This window comes from Lysobacter sp. TAB13 (assembly GCF_052113885.1).
GTDB lineage: Bacteria > Pseudomonadota > Gammaproteobacteria > Xanthomonadales > Xanthomonadaceae > Lysobacter > Lysobacter gummosus.
This window is the reverse complement of sequence record NZ_JBFRDR010000001.1, coordinates 397,365-417,966: the sequence shown is the minus strand read 5'-3', so window position 1 is coordinate 417,966 and position 20,602 is coordinate 397,365. Positions and strand designations below refer to the sequence as shown.

Below are 20,602 nucleotides of genomic sequence, written 5' to 3'. Positions count from 1 at the left end.
CGACAAGGACACCAGACGTGAGCACCGTGCCCTTGCTTAGCATTCTGATCTGGCTGCCGATCCTCGGCGGCTTGGCGACCCTCGCGTTCGGCAACGAGCGCGCCAACGCCGCGCGCTGGTTCGCGCTGGTCGTGGCCATCGCCACGCTCGCCACGAGCGTGCTGATGTTCACCCACGCCGACTTCACCAGCGCGAGCATGCAGCTGGTCGAACAGCGTGCGTGGATTCCGGCCTACGACATCCGTTATCACCTCGGCGCGGACGGTATCTCGGCGGCGCTGATCGCGCTGACCACGCTGACGTCCATGCTGGTGCTGATCAGCGCCTGGACCTCGATCGACAAGCGCGTGAGCCAGTACTACGCCGCGTTCCTGATCCTCGAAGGCCTGATGGTCGGCGTGTTCTCGGCGCTGGACGCGATGCTGTTCTATGTCTTCTTCGAAGGCATGCTGATCCCGATGTTCATCATCATCGGCGTGTGGGGCGGCCCGCGCCGCGTGTACGCCTCGGTGAAGTTCTTCCTGTACACCTTCCTCGGCTCGGTGTTCATGCTGGTCGGGTTGATCTACCTGTTCCTGAAGGGCGGCAGCTGGCAGCTCGCGGACATGTACGCGCTGCAGCTCAGCGCCACCGAGCAGATGTGGATCTTCTTCGGCTTCCTGATCGCCTTCGCGGTCAAGGTGCCGATGTTCCCGGTCCACACCTGGTTGCCGGACGCGCACGTGGAAGCGCCGACCGCCGGTTCGGTGATCCTGGCGGCGATCATGCTGAAGATCGGCGGCTACGGTTTCCTGCGCTTCGTCCTGCCGATCGTGCCCGACGCCGGCCACGAGTACGCTTGGCTGGTGATCACGCTGAGCCTGATCGCGATCATCTACGTCGGCCTGGTCGCGTTGGTGCAGGAGGACATGAAGAAGCTGATCGCGTATTCGTCGGTCTCGCACATGGGCTTCGTCACCCTGGGCACCTTCATCGCCTTCTACCTGGTTCATAGCGGCGATGCCCACGGCACCGACGCGGCGCGCCTGGGCTTGCAGGGCGCGATGGTGCAGATGATCAGCCACGGCTTCGTGTCGGGCGCGATGTTCACCTGCGTCGGCGTGCTCTACGACCGCATGCACAGCCGCATGATCAAGGACTACGGCGGCGTCGCCAACGTGATGCCGTGGTTCGCCGCGTTCGTGGTGTTGTTCGCGATGGCCAACTCGGGCCTGCCGGGCACCTCGGGCTTCGTCGGCGAGTTCATGGTCATCCTGGCTTCGTTCCAGCAGCATCCGCTGATCGCCTTCGGCGCGGCGACCACGCTGATCGTCGGCGCGGGCTACACGCTGTGGCTGGTCAAGCGGGTGATCTGGGGCGAGGTCGGCAACGCCCACGTGGCCGAGATGGAAGACCTCAACCCGCGCGAAGCGCTGGTGCTGGGCGTGTTCGCGGTCGGCGTGCTGGTGCTGGGCGTGTGGCCGAAGCCGCTGACCGACCTGATGGAGCCGGCGATCGCCAATCTCGCCAGCCAGATCGTCGCCAGCAAGTTGTAAGGCGCGGGCGTTGCCCACGCAGAAGTGAGTAGAAGCGAGCAGTGAGGAAAGAGTCGTAAGCGCGAGCATCCGCCGCTCACTTCTCACTCCTTTGTACTCGTTCCTAGAGCAAGGCTCGAACAGGGCCGGATCCGCCAAGAGATTCACTAATGAACATGCCCGTACGGACCTTCGCCGATGTGATGCCCCTGCTGCCCGAACTGGTGGTCGTCGTCGGCGCGTTCGCGCTGCTGATGCTCGATCTGTTCGTCGAGGAGCGCAATCGCATCATCTCCCACGTGTTCTCGATCGTCGTGGTCGCCGTCGCGACCGCGCTGATCGCTTTCGACGTGGGCGGGCAGGGCACCGTGCTCAGCGGCATGTTCGTACGCGACACCGCTGCCGACGTGCTCAAGCTAGCCATCGGCGTGGTCGGCATCCTCTCGCTGATCTACACCTGGCCGTACCTGCGCGCGCGCAACCTGTACAAGGGCGAAGTCGGCGTGCTGATGCTGTTCGCGATCGCCGGCATGATGTTCCTGGTGTCCGCCGGCAGCCTGACCATGGTCTATGTCGGCCTGGAAATGCTCGCGCTGTGCTCCTACGCGCTGGTCGCGGTGGATCGCGACAGCCCGCTGGCCTCGGAAGCGGCGATCAAGTATTTCGTACTCGGCGCGCTGGCCTCCGGCCTGCTGCTGTACGGCCTGTCGCTGATCTACGGCGCCACCGGCAGCCTGATGCTGGACAAGATCGCGCTGGCCGGCTCGGTCGGCCCGTCCTCGCTGATGCTGATCACCGGCGTGGTGTTCGTGGTCGCCGGCATCGCCTTCAAGTTCGGCGCCGCGCCGTTCCACATGTGGCTGCCGGACGTCTACCAGGGCGCGCCGACCCCGATCACCTTGTTCATCGGCGCCGCGCCGAAGCTGGCCGCGTTCGGCATGACCTACCGCCTGCTCGAAGTCGGCGCCAACGGCCTGGACAGCCACTGGCGTCTGTTGCTCGCCGGCCTTGCGGTGCTGTCGCTGGCGATCGGCAACCTCAGCGCGCTGATGCAGACCAATCTCAAGCGCCTGCTCGCGTATTCCACCGTCTCCCACGTCGGCTTCCTGTTCCTGGGCATGGCCGGCGGCGGCGCGCAGGGTTTCGCCGCCTCGATGTTCTACGCGATCAGCTATTCGCTGATGACGGCCGCGGCCTTCGGCGCGATCATCGTCATGTCCAGCCGCGGTTTCGAAGCCGACCAGATCGACGACTACAAGGGCCTCAACGCGCGCAACCCGTGGATGGCCGGCATGATCCTGTGCGTAATGGCCTCGCTGGCCGGCCTGCCGCCGTTCCTGGGCTTCTGGGCCAAGCTGGCGGTGCTCAAGGCCGCGCTGCAGGGCGACATGCTGTGGCTGGCGATCGTCGGCATCGTGTTCGCGGTGGTCGGCGCGTTCTACTACCTGCGCGTGATCAAGGCCATGTACTTCGACGAGCCCGAGGGCAAGTTGCCGGCGCCGAGCGAGGACCGCCCGCTGCGCGTGGTGTTCGCGGTCAACGCGCTGGGGCTGCTCGCGCTGGGCATCGTCTGGAATCCGATCATGGAGTGGTGCCAGCGCGCCTTCATGATCTGAGCGCGCGTGGTCATGGCTGCAGCGTCGTCGAGGGCCGGCTTATGCCGGCCTTTCGCTTTTGCGGCGCCGGCGCGCAGCGGTGGCCTGCGCTTGAAATTTCCGGCAACGGGCGCGGATCGCCCGCGCGGCGCGCAGCGGCGCTCGGATCGCCGATCGTCGCGCCTGCGCGGCCAGTTCCTGTCGCGCCGGCGAAGCTGGGAGGGGGGGCGGGATTTGAACCTGCGCGACGAAGTTTTCCGCCGGATCGAACATCAATCGTACGCATTCATGAAAAAGACTTGAAATATTTTGAATACGGCATAAGATTGCGCACCTGCGAACGATCAACGTTTTCCTCCGGGGAAACAGCCGGGAAACCGGAGATTTTTCGAAGCGGTAAGCGGCAATCACGAAACATCGATTGCAGGCTTGCAGTAAGTTCCGCCGGCCGTTATGATGGTCGGCCTGATGCGGGGTGGAGCAGTCTGGCAGCTCGTCGGGCTCATAACCCGAAGGTCGCAGGTTCAAATCCTGCCCCCGCTACCAGCTTCGGCTGGTCGATGAAAGCCTCTCTCGAGGTTTTTTTTTGGCCGCCAAGCTCGGGCTTTGTGATCGCGCTCTGCTCGCGCGAACACACCGAAATCCAGTTGTACGGACAAGGGGCCCGATGGGCCCCTTGTTGTTTTTGTTATCCGGAAAACCGGATTTTTCAGTGGACAGCGGTTTTCGCGTGGTACGGCGGTCGGATTGCGATCGTTGCGATGCCTGGCGGAAAGCTCGCGGAAACATGGTTTGACGAAGATGTCAGGCCAGTCGCAACCCTCAGGAGTTCAGGCGCGTGACGGACAAGGCAACGCAAATCGCCGCATTGCTCGCCCCGACGGTGGAGTCGCTGGGCGTGGAATTGCTTGGCATCGAATATCTGCCGGCTGTCGGCAATGCAACGCTGCGCATCTATATCGACGTGCCGGCCTCGGAATACGAAGCCACGCCCGAAGGCGAGCAGCCGCGCTCGGTCTCGATCGAAGACTGCGAAGCGGTCAGCCGCGAAGTGTCGGCGCAGCTCGACGTCGAAGACCCGATCAGCAGCAACTACACGCTGGAAGTGTCCTCGCCGGGCATCGACCGCCCGTTGTTCACGCTCGAGCATTACGCGCGCTTCATCGGCGAGACCGTCAAGGTCGGCCTGAAGCTGCCGCACGAAGGCCGCCGCCGTCTGACCGGGCAGATCATCGCCATCGAAGGCGAGCAGGTGGTGTTCTCGGTCGAAGGCGCGCCCGACGAGGGCCGTTTCGTCGTGCCGTTCACCAATATCGACAAGGGCCGGATCGTGCCGGACTGGGCCGCGCTGGGTTTCGCGCCGACCAAGCCCGGCCAACCGGCCGACACGGGCCGCATCAAGCCCAAGGACAAGCCTTCGAAGCCGCCCAAGCGGCGCGCTTCGAAGAAAAAGTAATTTGAATCTGACGCCTATTACCAACCCGAATAGCCGGCGGCGCGAGCCGACCCGTGCGGAGTGACGAAATGAGCAAGGAACTGTTGCTGGTGGTGGACGCAGTCGCCAACGAAAAGGGCGTACCGCGCGAGGTCATTTTCGAGGCCATCGAGGCCGCGCTGGCTTCGGCCGCGAAGAAGCGCTACCACGACGAAGACGTGCTGGTGCGCGTCAGCATCGATCAGAAAGACGGCAGCTACGAAACCTTCCGCCGCATGGAAGTGGTGGCCGACGACGTGGTCATGGAATCGCCGGACCGCCAGATCCGCCTGATGGACGCCGTCGATGAAGTCGAAGGCGTGGAAGTCGGCGACTACATCGAAGAGCAGATCGAAAACCCGGATTTCGGCCGTATCGCCGCGCAGGCCGCCAAGCAGGTGATCGTGCAGCGCGTGCGCGAAGCCGAGCGCGCGCAGGTCGTGGACGGTTGGAAGGATCGCGTCGGCGAGTTGGTCACCGGCATCGTCAAGCGCGTTGAGCGCGGCAACATCTACGTGGACCTGGGCGGCAACGCCGAGGCCATCATCCCGAAGGACAAGGGCATTCCGCGCGATGTGCTGCGCGCCGGCGACCGCGTGCGCGGCTACCTGTTCGACGTGCGCACCGAGCCGCGCGGCCCGCAGCTGTTCATCAGCCGCGCCGCCCCGGAATTCATGATGGAGCTGTTCAAGCTGGAAGTGCCGGAAGTCGGCCAGGGCCTGGTTTCGATCAAGGCCTGCGCGCGCGATCCGGGCGACCGCGCCAAGATCGCCGTGCTCGCGCACGACAACCGCACCGATCCGATCGGCGCCTGCATCGGCATGCGCGGTTCGCGCGTGCAGGCGGTGTCGAACGAGCTCAACGGCGAGCGCGTGGACATCGTGCTGTGGTCGGACAACCCGGCCCAGTTCGTCATCAACGCGATGGCGCCGGCCGAAGTGCAGTCGATCATCGTCGATGAAGAAAAGCATTCGATGGACCTGGCCGTGGCCGAGGACCGTCTGGCCCAGGCGATCGGCAAGGGCGGCCAGAACGTGCGTCTGGCCAGCCGCCTGTCGGGCTGGCAGCTCAACGTGATGACCCAGGATCAGGTCACCGCCAAGTCCGAGGCCGAGCAGACCGCCGCCCGCCAGCTGTTCCAGGACAAGCTGGAAGTGGACGAAGAAATCGCCGGCATCCTGGTTTCGGAAGGTTTCAGCACGGTCGAGGAAATCGCCTACGTGCCGGTCGGCGAGCTGCTGGCGGTGGAGGGCTTCGACGAGGACATCGTCGAGGAACTGCGCGCCCGCGCCCGCGACGCCCTGCTCAACGAGGCGCTGGCCGCCGAGGAAGAGCTCGACGAGCACCAGCCGGCGGCCGATCTGCTGTCGCTGGAAGGCATGGACGAAGCGCTGGCCTTTACCCTGGCTGCGCGCGGCGTGGTCACCCGGGACGACCTGGCCGATCTGGCCACCGACGAGTTGACCGATATCGAAGGCGTGGACGAGGAACGTGCCGCCGCCCTGATCATGGAAGCGCGCAAGCACTGGTTCGAATGAGGTGACACGAGTCGCAAGAGGCCCGGCGAGGCGTCTTGCGGCAAACCGGGATTCGGCCCTGGGCCGGCCCCGGATTCGCAGGATCGGGCATCGGCCCGGTCCGCGGGCAGGCCGAGATGGCTTGCGCGAGCCGGTGCAGGGGCGCGCGCGGAGCTAGAATGGCGCCATCACGCGCGGGATGCGTCCCGCGCCAAGAGGACACGGAAAACCGAATGTCGCAGCAAACCACCATCCGCAAGCTGGCCGAACTGGTGAACACGCCGGTCGAGAAGTTGCTGGAACAGCTGGCCGAGGCCGGCATGAAGTTCAGCGGCCCCGACCAGGTCGTGACCAGTATCGAGAAAGTCAAGCTGCTCGGCTTCCTTAAGCGCTCGCACGGCAAGGCCGACAAGCCTGTCGAAACCGACGACGCCGCGAAGAAGATCACCCTCAACCGCAGCCGCAAGCAGGAAATCACTGTCGGCGGCGGCAAGCACAAGACCACGGTGGATGTGGTCGTGCGCAAGAAGGTGACCCTGGTTCGCCCTAACGAGCCGGCAGGCTCCGGTTCGCCGGACGACGAGCGCGCGGAAATCCTGCGCAAGCTCGAAGAGTCCAAGCAGCGCAACCTCGCCGAGCAGCAGCGCCTGGCCGCCGACGACAAGCGCCGCGCCGACGCCGCCGATGCGGTGCGTCTGGCCGCCGAGGAAGTCGCCCGCGCCAAGGCCGAGGAAGAGCAGAAAGAAAAGCTCGCCGACGCCAGCGCCATCGTTCCGAGCACGGACGACGCGCCCACCGCGACCGCGGTGCGCAAGCCGCCGGCCACGCACGGTCACGGCCATCCCAAGCCGCCCGCGCCGGCCGCGCCTGCGCGCGTGGATCACAACGCTCCGCGCAACAAGACCCGCGGCTCGCACGCGATGGTCGCCGGCGTGGAAGACGACGATGCGGCCAACCGCTTCGCCGGCCAGTTGCACCTGAGCCCGTCCGACCGCGCCCGCCGCACCACCAATTCGCGCGGCAAGGGCGGTAATCGTCCGCAGCAGCGCCGCCAGTCCGAGCAGTCGCGTTCCGGCGGCGGCCAGCACGGCTTCTCGCGCCCGACCGCGCCGATCGTTCGCGAAGTCGCCATCGGCGATACCGTCACGGTCGCCGATCTGGCGCAGAAGCTCGCGCTCAAGGGCGGCGATGTGGTCAAGGCGCTGTTCAAGATGGGCGTCATGGCGACCATCAACCAGAGCATCGACTTCGACACCGCCGCGCTGGTGACCGAGGAACTCGGCCACACCGTCGTGCGCACCAACGCCAACGCCGCCGAGGACGCGCTCATCGCGCATGCCGAGGAAGTGCAGGGCGACAAGGTCGCGCGTCCGCCGGTGGTCACGATCATGGGCCACGTCGATCACGGCAAGACCTCGCTGCTGGATTACATCCGCCGCACCAAGGTCGCTTCCGGCGAAGCCGGCGGCATCACCCAGCACATCGGCGCGTACCACGTCGAAACCGCTCGCGGCGTGATCAGCTTCCTCGACACCCCCGGCCACTCGGCCTTCACCTCGATGCGCGCGCGCGGCGCCAAGCTGACCGACATCGTGGTGCTGGTGGTGGCGGCCGACGACGGCGTCATGCCGCAGACCAAGGAAGCCGTGCAGCACGCCAAGGCGGCCGGCGTTCCCTTGATCGTGGCGATCAACAAGATCGACAAGTCCGGCGCCGATCCGCTGCGGGTCAAGAACGAACTGCTGGCCGAGGAAGTGGTCGCGGAAGATTTCGGCGGCGAGACCCAGATGGTCGAGCTGTCGGCCAAGACCGGCGACGGCGTGGACGATCTTCTCGACGCGATTTCGCTGCAGGCCGAAGTGCTGGAGCTCAAGGCGGTTCCGATCGGCCGCGCCATCGGCACGGTGATCGAATCCTCGCTCGACAAGGGCCGCGGCCCGGTCGCCACCGTGCTGGTCCAGCAGGGCCAGCTCAAGAAGGGCGACTACCTCGTGTGCGGCGTGCAATACGGCCGCGTGCGCGCGCTGTTCGACGAAACCGGCCGTCAGGTCGAGTTCGCCGGCCCGTCGATTCCGGTGCAGGTGCTCGGCCTGTCGGGCGTGCCCGATGCCGGCGACGACTTCGTCGTGGTCGAGGACGAGCGTCTGGCCAAGGATGTGGCGCAGCAGCGCGACGCCAAGCGCCGCGAATCGCGCCTGGTCGCCGCTGCCGGCAACCGCATGGAAGACATCATGGCCCAGATGGGCAAGGGCGAGGGCCAGCTGAGCCTCAACCTGGTCATCAAGGCCGACGTGCAAGGTTCGGTCGAGGCGCTGCGTCAGGCCCTGGTCGCGCTGTCCAACGATCAGATCCGCATCAACGTGATCAGCTCGGGCGTCGGTGGCATCACCGAGTCCGACGCCAACGCCGCGGCCACCGCCAAGGCCACGGTGATCGGCTTCAACGTGCGCGCGGACGCTTCGGCCCGCCGCATCATCGAAGGCAACGGCGTGGATCTGCGTTACTTCTCGATCATCTATGACGTGATCGATCAGGTGAAGCAGGTGGCGTCGGGCATCCTCGGCGTGGAAATCCGCGAAGAGATCATCGGCATCGCCGAGGTTCGCGACGTGTTCCGCAGCTCGAAGTTCGGCGCGGTCGCCGGCTGCATGGTCGTGGAGGGCGTGGTCAAGCGCTCCAAGCCGATCCGCGTGCTGCGCGACAACGCCGTGGTCTTCGAAGGCGAGCTGGAATCGCTGCGTCGCTTCAAGGAAAACGTGGACGAAGTGCGCAACGGCACCGAGTGCGGCATCGGCGTGAAGGCGTACAACGACGTCAAGCCGGGCGACCAGATCGAGTGCTTCGAGCGCATCGAGGTTCAGCGCACGCTGTAAAAGCCAGGAGCGGGTGGGGAGGAGTGAGAAATGAGCAAGTCTCTTTGTCGCGACTCCCGGTGTTCCCGCTCTGAAAAGGCAGGAGTAAGCGGAGAGAGGCGAGAGTGAGCGAAAGCTCATCCTCGCAACTCTCCGCTTTCTCGCTTTACTCGCTCCTCACTTCTCCGGACTCTTTTCTCGCTTTATGCCCAGCAGCAAATCGTTCCACCGTACCGACCGGGTCTCGGCGCAGTTGCGCCGCGAGCTCGGCAAGATCGTGCACGAGGCCGTGCGCGAGCACGGCCTGCCGTCGGTCAGCGTGTCCGACGTCGAGGTCTCGCGCGACCTGGCCCATGCCAAGGTCTTCGTGACCGCGCTGCAGCCCGAGCGTTCGCTCGAGGCGGTCAAGGACCTCAAGGAACTCGCTCCGAACCTGCGTTACCAGCTCGGCAAGGCGATGAAGCTGCGCCACGTGCCGGAGCTGCATTTCCATTACGACGACTCGGTCGATCGCGGCGAAAGCATCGACAACCTGCTGCGCGATCATCCCGATCTGGAAACCCGCGCCGAGGAAGGCGCGAGCGAAGACGGCGAGGGCGACAAGCCGGAGTGATCGGCGGCTTCGCCTGCCCGGCCGCGTGAGCGTCCGATGCGGGTGGCCGGTACTTGCGCTACTCCCGCGATCGATCAGGGCGGTAGCGGCGACCCTGTCGGGGTTTGCGTTGGGAGATCGGTGATCCGAGTCGGGGCTGAAGTCCCTCCCACAAAAGACGTCGAAGCCACGAGGTTTGTTGTGGGAGGGACTTCAGCCCCGACTCGAAACCGCACCCACGACGACAGCCCGGCAACTCCCGCATACCCGCGCCCCACCGAGCGGGACTACCATCCGGCCGATCGCCATCCCCGTTTGCCCCCGAGTTTCCGCAAACCCGCGCCACCGGCCGCCATTCGCGCCGCCGTCTGTTCTCTGCCAGGAGCCCCCGCATGTCCACGCTGCCCCCGCGTTACGGCGCCCCGATTTCGTTCGCAACCGCCAGCCGGGTCATGCGCGCCGCGCAGGCGCGGGCCGAGCGCGAAGGCTGGCCGATGGTGATCGCCATCGTGGACAGCACCGGCCACCTGGTGATGCTTCACAAGCTCGATCAGGCGCAATATGGGAGCATTCCCGTGGCCCAGGCCAAGGCCGAGACGGCAGTGAAGTTCCGCCGCCCGACCAAGGTGTTCGAAGACGCGGTCGCTGCCGGCGGATTGGGCATGCGATTGCTCGGCATGGACAATCTGTTGCCGTTGGATGGCGGGCTGCCCCTGATCGTGGGCGGCGAGGTGATCGGTGCGATCGGCGTGTCCGGGATGCAGTCGGTCCAGGACGCGCAAATCGCGCAGGCAGGAGTGGACGGCTTGCTTGAACACGACGCGTAAACGCAATTGGCGCAACGTCGACGGCTTGTTGCTGCTCGACAAACCGCAAGGCCTGAGTTCCAACCAGGCCTTGCAGCAGGCGCGCCACCTGTTCCGCGCCGAAAAAGGCGGACACACCGGCAGCCTGGACCCGCTGGCGACCGGCCTGCTGCCGCTGTGCTTCGGCGAAGCGACCAAGATCGCCGGTCTGCTGCTCGGCGCGCACAAGGCCTACGCCACCACCGCCGTGCTCGGCCTGACCACCGACAGCGACGACGCCGACGGCGCGCCGCTGCTCACGCGCCCCGTGCCCGAGCTCGACGACGCCACCATCGAAGCCGCGCTCGCGCCCTTGCGCGGGGCCATCCGCCAGCGCGCGCCGATCTATTCCGCCCTCAAGCAGGGCGGCGAGCCGCTGTACGCCAAGGCCCGCCGCGGCGAGGCCATCGAGGCGCCCGAGCGCGATGTGATCGTGCATTCGCTGACCCTGACCGGCCGCGACGGCCCGCGCCTGGAACTGCATGTGGAATGCGGCTCGGGCACCTACGTGCGCAGCCTGGTCCGCGACCTGGGCGAAACCCTCGGCTGCGGCGCCCACGTCAGCGTGCTGCGCCGGCTGTGGGTCGAGCCGTTCATGCAGCCGCGCATGGTGACCCTGGAGCAGCTGCGCGAACTGGCCGAGCAGGGCAACGACCTGGCCCTGGATGCCCACCTGCTGCCGATCGAAGCCGGCCTGAGCGAATTCGCCCGGGTCTCGATCGACGCCGCCTCCGCCCATCGGCTGGGCCAGGGCCAGGCGGTCACGTGCGAAGAGGGCGAGGCCGGGCTGGTGGCGATCTTCGGCGAAGCCGGTCGCTGCCTGGGCCTGGGCCTGCGTCAGGCCGAGGGCCGCCTGCAGCCGCAGCGGCTGTTCCGCTGGGCGGCGCAGGGCTGACAAGTGCCGAAGCCGTGGCCGATATGGGCCGCGGTGCTGGCGGCGCGGCGCAGCTGAACAGCACGCCCACTCACCGATTGCGTGCCGCCCGGGCCGGGCACGGATCGTCGATCCGCACTGATCCAAGGTCGCAATCGTCGTCGCGGGCTGTTACAATTCCGCCGCTTTTCAAGCACTTCGCCCAAGGCCATCGGTTCGGGCGATGCTCGTACGGCAATCCTCACTTAAAGCAAGCGGCGGGCCAGGCGGTGCGTCGGGGCGGAAATTCCGCGACCGATTCGCTTCTGCGGGCCCCGCATCTACAGAGAACATAAGTCATGTCGATCGACACCAGCAAGGTAATTGAAGACAACAAGCGCGGCGCCAACGACACCGGTTCGCCGGAAGTCCAGGTCGCTCTGCTGACCGCTCGCATCGAGCAGCTCACCGGCCACTTCAAGCAGCACAAGCAGGACCACCACAGCCGTCGCGGTCTGCTGATGATGGTCAACCGCCGTCGCAGCCTGCTTGATTACCTCAAGCGCAAAGACGGCGAGCGCTACAAGGCCCTGATCGAGAAGCTCGGTCTGCGCCGTTAATCGGACACCCAACCGCGGCGCAGCGATGCGCCGCGGTTTGTTTTGGCGGACATGAAAGTTCCGCAGGCGGTGCAGGAAGCAACGCCGCCAGCGACGGTACGCGAGCGCGACCGTCGAACTGGATGGGCCCCACGGCCTCGTGCGACGCAGCGCCGGAGCGCGCGCGAAACGCAACAAACCTCAGGTCGCTGCGCCGGCGGCCGACCGGAGCGGGGCAAGGGCCCCGACCGGAACGCATAGATACCGAAGGAACCCAACGTGGCAAAAATTACCAAGACCTTCCAGTACGGCAACCATCAAGTGACCCTGGAGACCGGCGAAATCGCCCGTCAGGCCGGCGGCGCCGTGATCGTCAAGATGGACGACACCGTACTGCTGGTGGCAGCCGTCGCCGCCAAGAGCGCGCGCGAGGGCCAGGACTTCTTCCCGCTCACCGTGGATTACCAAGAGAAGTTCTACGCCGGCGGTCGCATCCCGGGCGGCTTCTTCAAGCGTGAAGGCCGTGCGACCGAGAAGGAAACGCTGATCTCGCGCCTGATCGATCGCCCGATCCGTCCGCTGTTCCCGGAAGACTACAAGAACGAAGTCCAGATCATCGCCACGGTGATGTCGATGAATCCGGAAGTCGACGGCGACATCCCGGCGCTGATCGGCGCGTCCGCCGCGCTCGCGCTGGCCGGCACGCCCTTCCAGGGCCCGATCGGCGCGGCCAAGGTCGGTTACAAGAACGGCCAGTACCTGCTCAACCCGACCGCGACGGAGCTGCTCGACTCCGAGCTGGAACTCGTCGTCGCCGGCACCTCCAACGCGGTGCTGATGGTCGAATCCGAAGCCAAGATGCTGTCCGAGGACGTCATGCTCGGCGCGGTGATGTTCGGCCATCGCGAACTGCAGAAGGTCATCAACGTCATCAACGAGCTCGTCGTCGAAGCCGGCACCAAGCCGTCCTCGTGGGAAGCTCCGGCCAAGAACAACGCCCTGATCGGCGCGTTGAAGGAAGCCGTCGGCAGCCAGCTGGAGCAGGCCTTCCAGGTCCGCGACAAGCTGCAGCGCCGCGACGCCATCAGCGCGATCAAGAAGGACGTGCTGCAGGGCCTGGCCGGCCGCGCCGAAGCCGACGGTTGGCAGAACGCCGAGCTGTCGAAGGAATTCGGCGAGCTCGAATACCAGACCATGCGCAACTCGGTGCTCAGCACCAAGGTCCGCATCGACGGCCGCGCTCTCGACACCGTGCGTCCGATCGCCTCGCGCGTCGGCGTGCTGCCGCGCACCCACGGCTCCTCGCTGTTCACCCGCGGCGAGACCCAGGCCATCGTGGTCGCCACGCTGGGCACCGCGCGCGACGGTCAGATCATCGACGCGGTCTCGGGCGAGTACAAGGAACACTTCCTGTTCCATTACAACTTCCCGCCTTACTCGGTCGGCGAAGCCGGCCGCATGATGGGCCCGAAGCGCCGCGAAATCGGCCACGGCCGTCTCGCCAAGCGCGGCGTGCTGGCGGTGATGCCGACGATGGAAGAGTTCCCGTACACCATCCGCATCGTCTCGGAAATCACCGAGTCCAACGGTTCCTCCTCGATGGCTTCGGTCTGCGGCAGCTCGCTGGCGCTGATGGATGCCGGCGTGCCGATCAAGGCGCCGGTCGCGGGCATCGCGATGGGCCTGGTCAAGGAAGACGATAACTTCGTCGTCCTGTCCGACATCCTGGGCGACGAGGATCACCTCGGCGACATGGACTTCAAGGTCGCCGGCACCGCCACGGGCATCTCGGCGCTGCAGATGGACATCAAGATCCAGGGCATCACCGAAGAGATCATGAAGGTGGCGCTGGAGCAGGCCAAGGCCGGCCGTCTGCACATCCTCGGCGAGATGGCTCACGCCCTCACCGAATCGCGCACCGAGCTGTCCGAGTACGCGCCGCGTCTTTTGACCATGAAGATCCATCCGGACAAGATCCGCGAAGTGATCGGCAAGGGCGGCTCGACCATCCAGGCGATCACGAAGGAAACCGGCACCCAGATCGACATCCAGGACGACGGCACCATCGTCATCGCTTCGGTCAACGCCGCCGCCGCGCAGGCCGCGAAGGCGCGCATCGACCAGATCGTCTCCGACGTCGAGCCGGGCCGCATCTACGAAGGCAAGGTCGCCAAGATCATGGACTTCGGTGCGTTCGTGACGATCCTGCCGGGCAAGGACGGTCTGGTCCACGTGTCGCAGATTTCCAACGAGCGCGTCGAGAAGGTCAGCGACAAGCTCAAGGAAGGCGACGTGGTCAAGGTCAAGGTGCTGGAAGTCGACAAGCAGGGCCGCATCCGCCTGTCGATGAAGGCCGTGGAAGAAGGCGAGGGCGTCGTGGCCGAGTAATCGCCGCGCGCATCGCTGGATTTCGGAAAAAGCGGGCTTCGGCCCGCTTTTTCTTTGTGCGGGTTGCTTGCGCGTTTTCCGCGTGGACGGGGCGACGGACAAGGCCGGGATGGACATCGCGGCGGCTGTGTCCGTGGGGCCTTTGTGCAGCGGCCGTGGTTCGGGAGGTTGCGGCCGTCGGTCCGTGGCTCATCGCGGACGTGGGCCATCGCCCCGACGAAATATCTCGGCCTTCGCGAGCCTCGTGGCCCTGCGGATGTCCGGTTTTGCCCGCCGGCCGAGATATAGGGACAAATGGAGTTGCCTGCTCGCCGGCCAATCCGCTTCGGATGCCTGCGAGACGACTCTGGAGCGAACATTTCGCCTCTGTCGCCACGATTTGACTGCGTAACGGGATAGTGAAAATGAACACGCCACATCGGCACGAGAGCAAGAGCACGGACATCGCCATCATTCCCTTGGACTGGTCCGTTGTCCGCGATGCTCAAGACGGTCTGTGCGATCCGGTCTGCGCCTGGGAGACGGAACGGAACACGCCCCATCGGAAGAACGAATTACGTTCAGCGGCCTGCCGCATCGCGGCGGCGTTCGGCTCCCGATTTGCGAACCGGTTGAACGAGGCCAGGCGCTTGGCGCGGCATACGGCCGCGCTGGGCATCGCAGTGCTGAGTCTTTGTGCGACGGTTCCCGCTTACGCGCAGGCGAACCGTCAGTGCGCCGCCGGCAACGCTCAATCGCCGATCCAGGGGCCCGCTCTCAACGGCGGGTACTTTCAAACCTCTGCCGACCTCGGCAGGGCCGCCAACCCTGCGGCCCCTCTCCTGCGATACGGCACGGGTGCGAACGGCGCGATCGTTATCACAGGCAATATCGGATGGACCGAGGCAAGCCCGCCCGCCAACAACGACAGGACGCGCATCACGATTCTGGTCGGCGGCGTTGCGTACGCGAGTTTCGTTTCCGGGCAGTTTGTCGGCGGCGCAGGAACCGTCACCGGCTTGAACGGCGCCACGGCCACCTGGAACGGCACATCCTTTGCATCCGCCGGCCCACCCAGGCCGTTCACGATCACGCTTCCGCTGGCCGTCACTCAAGTCCTTGGAAACAACGCATTGACCGTCCACTATGACGATCTGGAAAGACAGGAAGGCGACGACTGGGCCTTCAACAACATCAATACGTTGGAGTGTAATTCGCGCCTGGCGGTGACCAAGGCAACGCTCGGCGGCGCCGGCAGACTCGGCACCGAACAGTTCACCCTGGCCATCACCGGCAGCAACCAGACCGCCGCTTCGTCTTATACCACCGGCGGTACTGGCACCGCGGTCACCGGCGGCCCCGGTGTGGTCCAATGGTTCGATGCGGGTACGCAATACACACTGCGCGAAACCATTTCCGCCAACGCCGGGGTTTACGACACAACCCTTGCCTGCGTCAACGCCGCCGTCGTCGCCACGGGCACGGTCCTGCCCAGTGGCACCGGCACCAACTTCAGTGTGGCGCCGCGCGCCGGCGACAACATCACCTGCACGTTCACCAACACCCGGATATCGCAGAACCTCAACCTAGTCAAAAACTGGGTGAACGCGGCCGCCGGACACACGGCGACCGCGACCACCACCGGGGGAACCAACGCCGCGACCTTCAATTCGACCGCGCCGACCAACACGGTCGGTACGGCCGTTGTCGTATCGGCGGGGAACGTCGTTACGCTCCCGGCGGAGACCTTCGGCGGCGGTGCCGCCAATGGCGACTACGATGTCACCGTGGCCTGCACCGGCGGTACGACCCTTGCGGCCAGCGCGCCGCCGCAGACCATCACTATCGCCAACAACGCCACTGCGACCACATGCACCTATACCAATACGAGGCGTCGGGCCACCTTGCAAACAGCCAAGGCCTGGGCGCCCGGCAGCATCGCCGGGCATCAGGTGACGATCGGCGCGACCACGGGCGGCACCAATAACACGGCCTCGTTCAATGCGGTGGCGCCGACGGCATCCAACAGCGGAGCGGCGGTGGCGGTCGCCGTCGGCGACGCGATCACCTTGCCCGCCGAAACCGGAACCAACGTGGCCAACTACACGACCACGCTGGCCTGCACCGGCGGCCATGTCTTGTCGGGCACCAACGGTCAGCAGGCGAACACGCTGACCATCAACAGCGCCAACGCGGCGGTGTGCACCTACACCAATACGCTGCGTACCGCGAACCTGACCATGCGCAAGCAATGGAGTGGCGCCGCGGTAGGCGACGATGCGACGATAACGGTCACGCGCGGCGCGGCGGTCATCGACACCTTCGATTCGGATGCCGGCACCGCGGGCGAACTGGATACCGTCGTCGCGCCGGTGCAAGTCTTCGGCGGCGAAACCGTGAACCTTGCCGAGGCTTTGGCGCCGGCCAACGCCGGCGTGTACGACACCACCCTGGCCTGCACCGGCACTGCCGACGCCAATCCGGCCGACGGCCTGACCATCGGCGCGGCCGACACCGCGATCGTGTGCACCTACACCAACACCCGCCGCAGCGCCGATCTGTCGATCACCAAGACCAATACGCCCGCGGCCGGCGCGCTGGATCAGGCCAACGACACGGTGGACGCGGCGCAAGCGACGACCTACACCCTGGTGGTGACCAACGACGGCACCACGGAGGTGACCGGCGCGGTGGTCAGGGATGCGCCCGGTGCAGGCATCACTTGCGCGTCCGGCAATCCGGTGACGATCACTGGCGTCGGCGTCCCGGCGGGCAGCTTCACCGTGGCCGATCTGACCGGCGCGAACGGCATCGTGCTGGGCGCGCTGGCGGCGGGACAAAGCACGACCTTGAGTTTCACCTGCCAAGTCAACTAGCGGCGCCGTTCGCGGATGCTTCGCATCCGTCGGACGTGCGGTGTCCGCATTTCATCCTGAATAGAGATTTCCTTTAAGAGCGAGCGCCGCTCCAGAAATTTCTATGGGATCCCATGAACATCGATCAACACATGAGCGCCGATGATTCGCGCTGCGCCGAACTGCACCGGGAACGGCTTGGCGCCGGGCGCTCAGGCGGCGCGTCACGCCGCCGCAGGGGGCTCTGCGGCGGCTTGGCCGTACTAGGCTTGCTGGTGTGCGCACCTCCGACTTTCGCGCAAACGACTTGCGGCAACCTCATTACCAACGAGGAGAACGGCACGTTCGGCACCTTGCCCTTGCCCGGTCCTCCGCAGCGACGCAATCTGCAAAATCCGCAGGTGCCGAACGCGGCAGGCTACGTTTATCAATTCGGCGATCCCGTGGGGCCCGGCGACTATGCCATCACCAGCCGCAATTACGCCAACGCTCTTTTTCCGACAACCACCAACCATTGGGAGAATATGACCGGCCACAATGCCGGCGGCCCGGTCAGCAACAATGACGCTTATCTGGCGGTCAATGGCCTCACCGTCCAGGGGCAGACGTTCTATTCGCAGAATCTTGTGCTGGTGGGCGGACAGAGCTATACCCTCAGCGTGTGGGCGGCCAACGCCGTGGTCGACCCGAATCCGAACTCGCTTCCCCGGATCGGCGTACGCGTGCGTGATCTAGCCACGAATGCGATTGTGCCTGGCGGCGATACCACCACGATTGTTCTCCCGTCGCGGCCGAACAACATCACGACTCAATGGTTTCAGGCGACCGTCACTTTCACCGTGCCAGGTGACGGCTTTTACCGCTATGAGTTGTACAACGGCAGCACCGCTTTCGCGGGCAACGATTTCTCCATCGATGACATGAGCCTTACCGCAAGCGCACAGGCGGGTTGCCCAGTGGACTTCGGCGATGCGCCGGACACGGGAAGCGGGACGGCGCGAGGCAACTACCAAACCCTGCTCAGCGACAATGGGCCGCGGCATGGCTTGATAGCCGGCCTGTTCCTCGGCGCCAACGCTACCGAAGAAACCGATGCTTTGCAGAACGCCAACGCCACCGGCGATGTCGATAACGGTATCGGGACGCTTCCGAACATCAATCTTCAAGCTGGCACCGCGGTGAGCATACCGATCACTGCGCTCAACTTGAGCGGCACCGCCGCGAGCGTCCGCGGTTTCATCGACTTCAACCGGGACGGCGACTTCGGCGACGCCGGAGAGATTTCCGCCGTAGTGGCGGTGCCCAATCAAAACGCCACCACGACAGCACAAGCCTTCACTCTGAATTTCACCGTGCCTGCCGGTGCGGTGCCTGGCCCTGCCGCCTTGCGCGTGAGGCTGGCGAGAGATGCTACCGAGATCGCGACAGCGATCGGTTCGGCAAGCACCGGCGAAGTGGAGGACAGCATGGTGACGCTGCTGTCCACCCTGGTTTTAACCAAAACCTGGACCGGCGCGATCGCCGGCAACCGCGTCAACCTGGGCGTGGCCGCGACCGGCGCTACCGGCGTGATCGCCGGCAATTCCATCGCCGCAGGCGCGACGACCAATGCACGCGCCACGATGGTGACCGGCGTCACCGCCACCTTGACCGAGGCCTTTACCGTAGGGAATGCGGCGAACTATCTCACTACCCTGGCCTGTACCCTGAACACGGACGGCTCCCAGGTAGCCGTCACCGGCACGGGCTTGAGCCGCACCATCGTCGTGCCGGAAGACGGTCCGGTGACCTGCACCTATACCAATGCCAGAGTCGCTTCGTTGACGATGCGCAAACAGTGGGGCGAGGCAGTGGTAGGCGACGATGCGACGATCACGGTCGCGCGCGGCGCGACGGTCATCGACACCTTCAACTCCGATGCCGGCGCCGCGAACGAATTGGATACCGACGCCACGCCGACGACGGTCGGCGTCGGCGAAACCCTGACCTTGGCCGAAACCCTGGAGGCGGCCAACGCCGGCCTGTACGACACCACCCTGGCCTGCACCGGCGCGGCCGATACCAATCCGGCCGACGGCCTGACCATCGGCGCGGCCGACACCGCGATCGTGTGCACCTACACCAACACCCGCCGCGTCGCCGACCTGTCGATCACCAAGACCAATACGCCCGCGGCCGGCGCGCTGGATCAGGCCAACGACACGGTGGACTCAGCGCAAGCGACGACCTACACCTTGGTGGTGACCAACGACGGCGCCACGGAGGTGACCGGCGCGGTGGTCAGGGATGCGCCCGGCGCGGGCATCACCTGTCCGCCCGGCAATGCGGTGAGCATCACCGGCGCCGGCGTTCCGGCGGGCAGCTTCACCGTGGCCGATCTGACCGGCGCGAACGGCATCGTGCTGGGCGCGCTGGCGGCGGGGCAAAGCACGACCTTGAGCTTCAATTGCCAGGTGAACTGAAGACGGCGGCGCGCGCGGACGCCGCGCGCCGCCTCTTGCGTCGCCGCCGGCTTGGTTTATCGTTGCCGGCGACGCGAGCAGCGAAGACCTTGGCGGCCATGCCGGATCAAACCGTACCCACGTTGTATCAATGGCTCGGCGGCATCGAAGCGCTGGAGCGGCTTACCGTGCGTTTCTACCAGCACGTCAAGAACGACGAGCTGCTGGGTCCGGTCTTCGCCCACATGAGCGACGAACACCCCGCGCATGTCGCCGTGTTCCTGGCCGAAGTGCTCGGCGGCCCGGCCGATTATTCGGCGCGGCACGGCGGCCATCCGAACATGATCCGCCACCACTTGAACCGGCACCTGAGCCAGGAACAGCGCCGGCGCTGGGTGGGCCTGCTGCTGGCCACCGCCGACGAACTGGCGATGCCGGACGATCCGGAATTCCGCTCGGCGCTGGTCGCTTATCTGGAATGGGGCTCGCGTCTGGCGGTGATCAATTCGCAATCCGGCGCGCAGGTCGATGAGGACGCGCCGATGCCGCGTTGGGGCTGGGGCGAGGCCAAGGGCCCGTACACGGGTTGATGGCTTGGCGATCCTGATTCGAAGCCGCGGGCGCAAGAAGCGCCGGCCCGGATGGGGCTTGTTCAGCGCCTTGCTGGGCGTGTGCATTCTCTACGGCGCGGGTTTCGGCGATGGCGTTCCGCCGGTCTCGCGACTGCACGCGGTCACCGGTGCGGTGGAGTGGCAGCACAGCGGCCGCTACGGCATTAACTTCAAGCTGCGTGGGCAAGCGCGCGAATACCACTACGCGTCCAAGGGCGGCGCGATGGCGCAGGTCGAACACGCGCTTGCGCCGGGCGGCGCGCCGGTGACGCTGCTGTTCGACCCGGCCGATCCGGGCGGCCCTCTATTCGCGGAGAAGACCTTCTATCCGGTCTACGTCGTGTCGGTGGCGGGTGTCAGCGTTCGCAGCCATGCGCAGATTAGCGGGGCCTGGGCCGACGACAATCGCGTTGGCCTGTACCTGGGCGGGGTGTTCCTGGTGTTCGCCGCGATGCTGGCGTTCGTGCCTGTTCGTCGCTGAGGCGCG

General features: G+C 65.8%; 15 protein-coding genes and 1 tRNA gene. 15 read left to right on the top strand and 1 reads right to left on the bottom strand.

What is annotated here, in order from left to right; genetic code table 11:
* Positions 1 to 17 precede the first annotated feature (17 nt).
* Together AB4Y92_RS01460 and nuoN are read left to right on the top strand one after the other, a co-directional pair.
* A complete protein-coding gene (locus tag AB4Y92_RS01460) occupies positions 18 to 1,535 on the top strand; it encodes an NADH-quinone oxidoreductase subunit M (protein WP_441818024.1) in 1,518 nt (505 codons plus the stop codon).
* A 149-nt stretch (positions 1,536 to 1,684) separates the two neighbouring features.
* Entirely contained in the window at positions 1,685 to 3,130 is a 1,446-nt protein-coding gene (nuoN, locus tag AB4Y92_RS01455) for an NADH-quinone oxidoreductase subunit NuoN (protein WP_441818023.1), read from the top strand.
* Positions 3,131 to 3,169: 39 nt separating this feature from the next.
* Here the strand turns inward: nuoN and AB4Y92_RS01450 are convergent, their stop codons facing one another.
* Entirely contained in the window at positions 3,170 to 3,520 is a 351-nt protein-coding gene (locus tag AB4Y92_RS01450) for a hypothetical protein (RefSeq protein WP_441818022.1), read from the bottom strand.
* Between the two features lie 58 nt (positions 3,521 to 3,578).
* Between AB4Y92_RS01450 and AB4Y92_RS01445 the strand changes: the two genes are divergently transcribed.
* From AB4Y92_RS01445 to AB4Y92_RS01385, 13 genes are all read left to right on the top strand, one after another.
* Positions 3,579 to 3,655, top strand: a tRNA-Met gene (locus AB4Y92_RS01445).
* Between the two features lie 292 nt (positions 3,656 to 3,947).
* Positions 3,948 to 4,565: a ribosome maturation factor RimP gene (gene rimP / locus AB4Y92_RS01440; RefSeq protein ID WP_441818021.1), complete on the top strand. Its 618-nt coding sequence runs from the start codon at positions 3,948 to 3,950 to the stop codon at positions 4,563 to 4,565.
* Between the two features lie 68 nt (positions 4,566 to 4,633).
* Positions 4,634 to 6,121: a transcription termination factor NusA gene (gene nusA, locus AB4Y92_RS01435; RefSeq protein ID WP_441818020.1), complete on the top strand. Its 1,488-nt coding sequence runs from the start codon at positions 4,634 to 4,636 to the stop codon at positions 6,119 to 6,121.
* Positions 6,122 to 6,333: 212 nt separating this feature from the next.
* Positions 6,334 to 8,973: a translation initiation factor IF-2 gene (infB, locus tag AB4Y92_RS01430; protein ID WP_441818019.1), complete on the top strand. Its 2,640-nt coding sequence runs from the start codon at positions 6,334 to 6,336 to the stop codon at positions 8,971 to 8,973.
* 184 nt (positions 8,974 to 9,157) lie between these two features.
* Positions 9,158 to 9,565, top strand: a complete 408-nt coding sequence (gene rbfA, locus AB4Y92_RS01425) for a 30S ribosome-binding factor RbfA (RefSeq protein ID WP_441818018.1) — start codon at positions 9,158 to 9,160, stop codon at positions 9,563 to 9,565.
* Positions 9,566 to 9,936: 371 nt separating this feature from the next.
* Positions 9,937 to 10,371, top strand: coding sequence for a GlcG/HbpS family heme-binding protein (locus AB4Y92_RS01420; RefSeq protein ID WP_057942723.1), 435 nt, complete (start codon positions 9,937 to 9,939; stop codon positions 10,369 to 10,371).
* Positions 10,355 to 11,284 carry a tRNA pseudouridine(55) synthase TruB gene (gene truB / locus AB4Y92_RS01415; protein ID WP_441818017.1) on the top strand — a complete coding sequence of 310 codons (930 nt, stop codon included), beginning with the start codon at positions 10,355 to 10,357 and terminating at the stop codon, positions 11,282 to 11,284. The genes AB4Y92_RS01420 and truB overlap by 17 nt, the downstream gene beginning before the upstream one ends.
* Positions 11,285 to 11,601: 317 nt before the next feature.
* On the top strand, positions 11,602 to 11,862 hold the full coding sequence (gene rpsO, locus AB4Y92_RS01410) for a 30S ribosomal protein S15 (protein ID WP_057942725.1): 261 nt from the start codon (positions 11,602 to 11,604) through the stop codon (positions 11,860 to 11,862).
* Positions 11,863 to 12,120: 258 nt separating this feature from the next.
* Positions 12,121 to 14,229 (top strand): polyribonucleotide nucleotidyltransferase, encoded by a 2,109-nt coding sequence (gene pnp / locus AB4Y92_RS01405; protein WP_441818016.1) that lies wholly within the window; start codon positions 12,121 to 12,123, stop codon positions 14,227 to 14,229.
* A 404-nt stretch (positions 14,230 to 14,633) separates the two neighbouring features.
* Complete coding sequence (locus AB4Y92_RS01400; RefSeq protein WP_441818015.1) at positions 14,634 to 17,084, top strand: prealbumin-like fold domain-containing protein; 2,451 nt, start codon at positions 14,634 to 14,636, stop codon at positions 17,082 to 17,084.
* Positions 17,085 to 17,197: 113 nt separating this feature from the next.
* Positions 17,198 to 19,525, top strand: a complete 2,328-nt coding sequence (locus tag AB4Y92_RS01395; protein WP_441818014.1) for a GEVED domain-containing protein — start codon at positions 17,198 to 17,200, stop codon at positions 19,523 to 19,525.
* 98 nt (positions 19,526 to 19,623) lie between these two features.
* Positions 19,624 to 20,094, top strand: a complete 471-nt coding sequence (locus AB4Y92_RS01390; protein ID WP_441818013.1) for a group II truncated hemoglobin — start codon at positions 19,624 to 19,626, stop codon at positions 20,092 to 20,094.
* A 58-nt stretch (positions 20,095 to 20,152) separates the two neighbouring features.
* Positions 20,153 to 20,596 carry a hypothetical protein gene (locus AB4Y92_RS01385; RefSeq protein WP_441818012.1) on the top strand — a complete coding sequence of 148 codons (444 nt, stop codon included), beginning with the start codon at positions 20,153 to 20,155 and terminating at the stop codon, positions 20,594 to 20,596.
* The last annotated feature ends 6 nt before the right edge of the window (positions 20,597 to 20,602 follow it).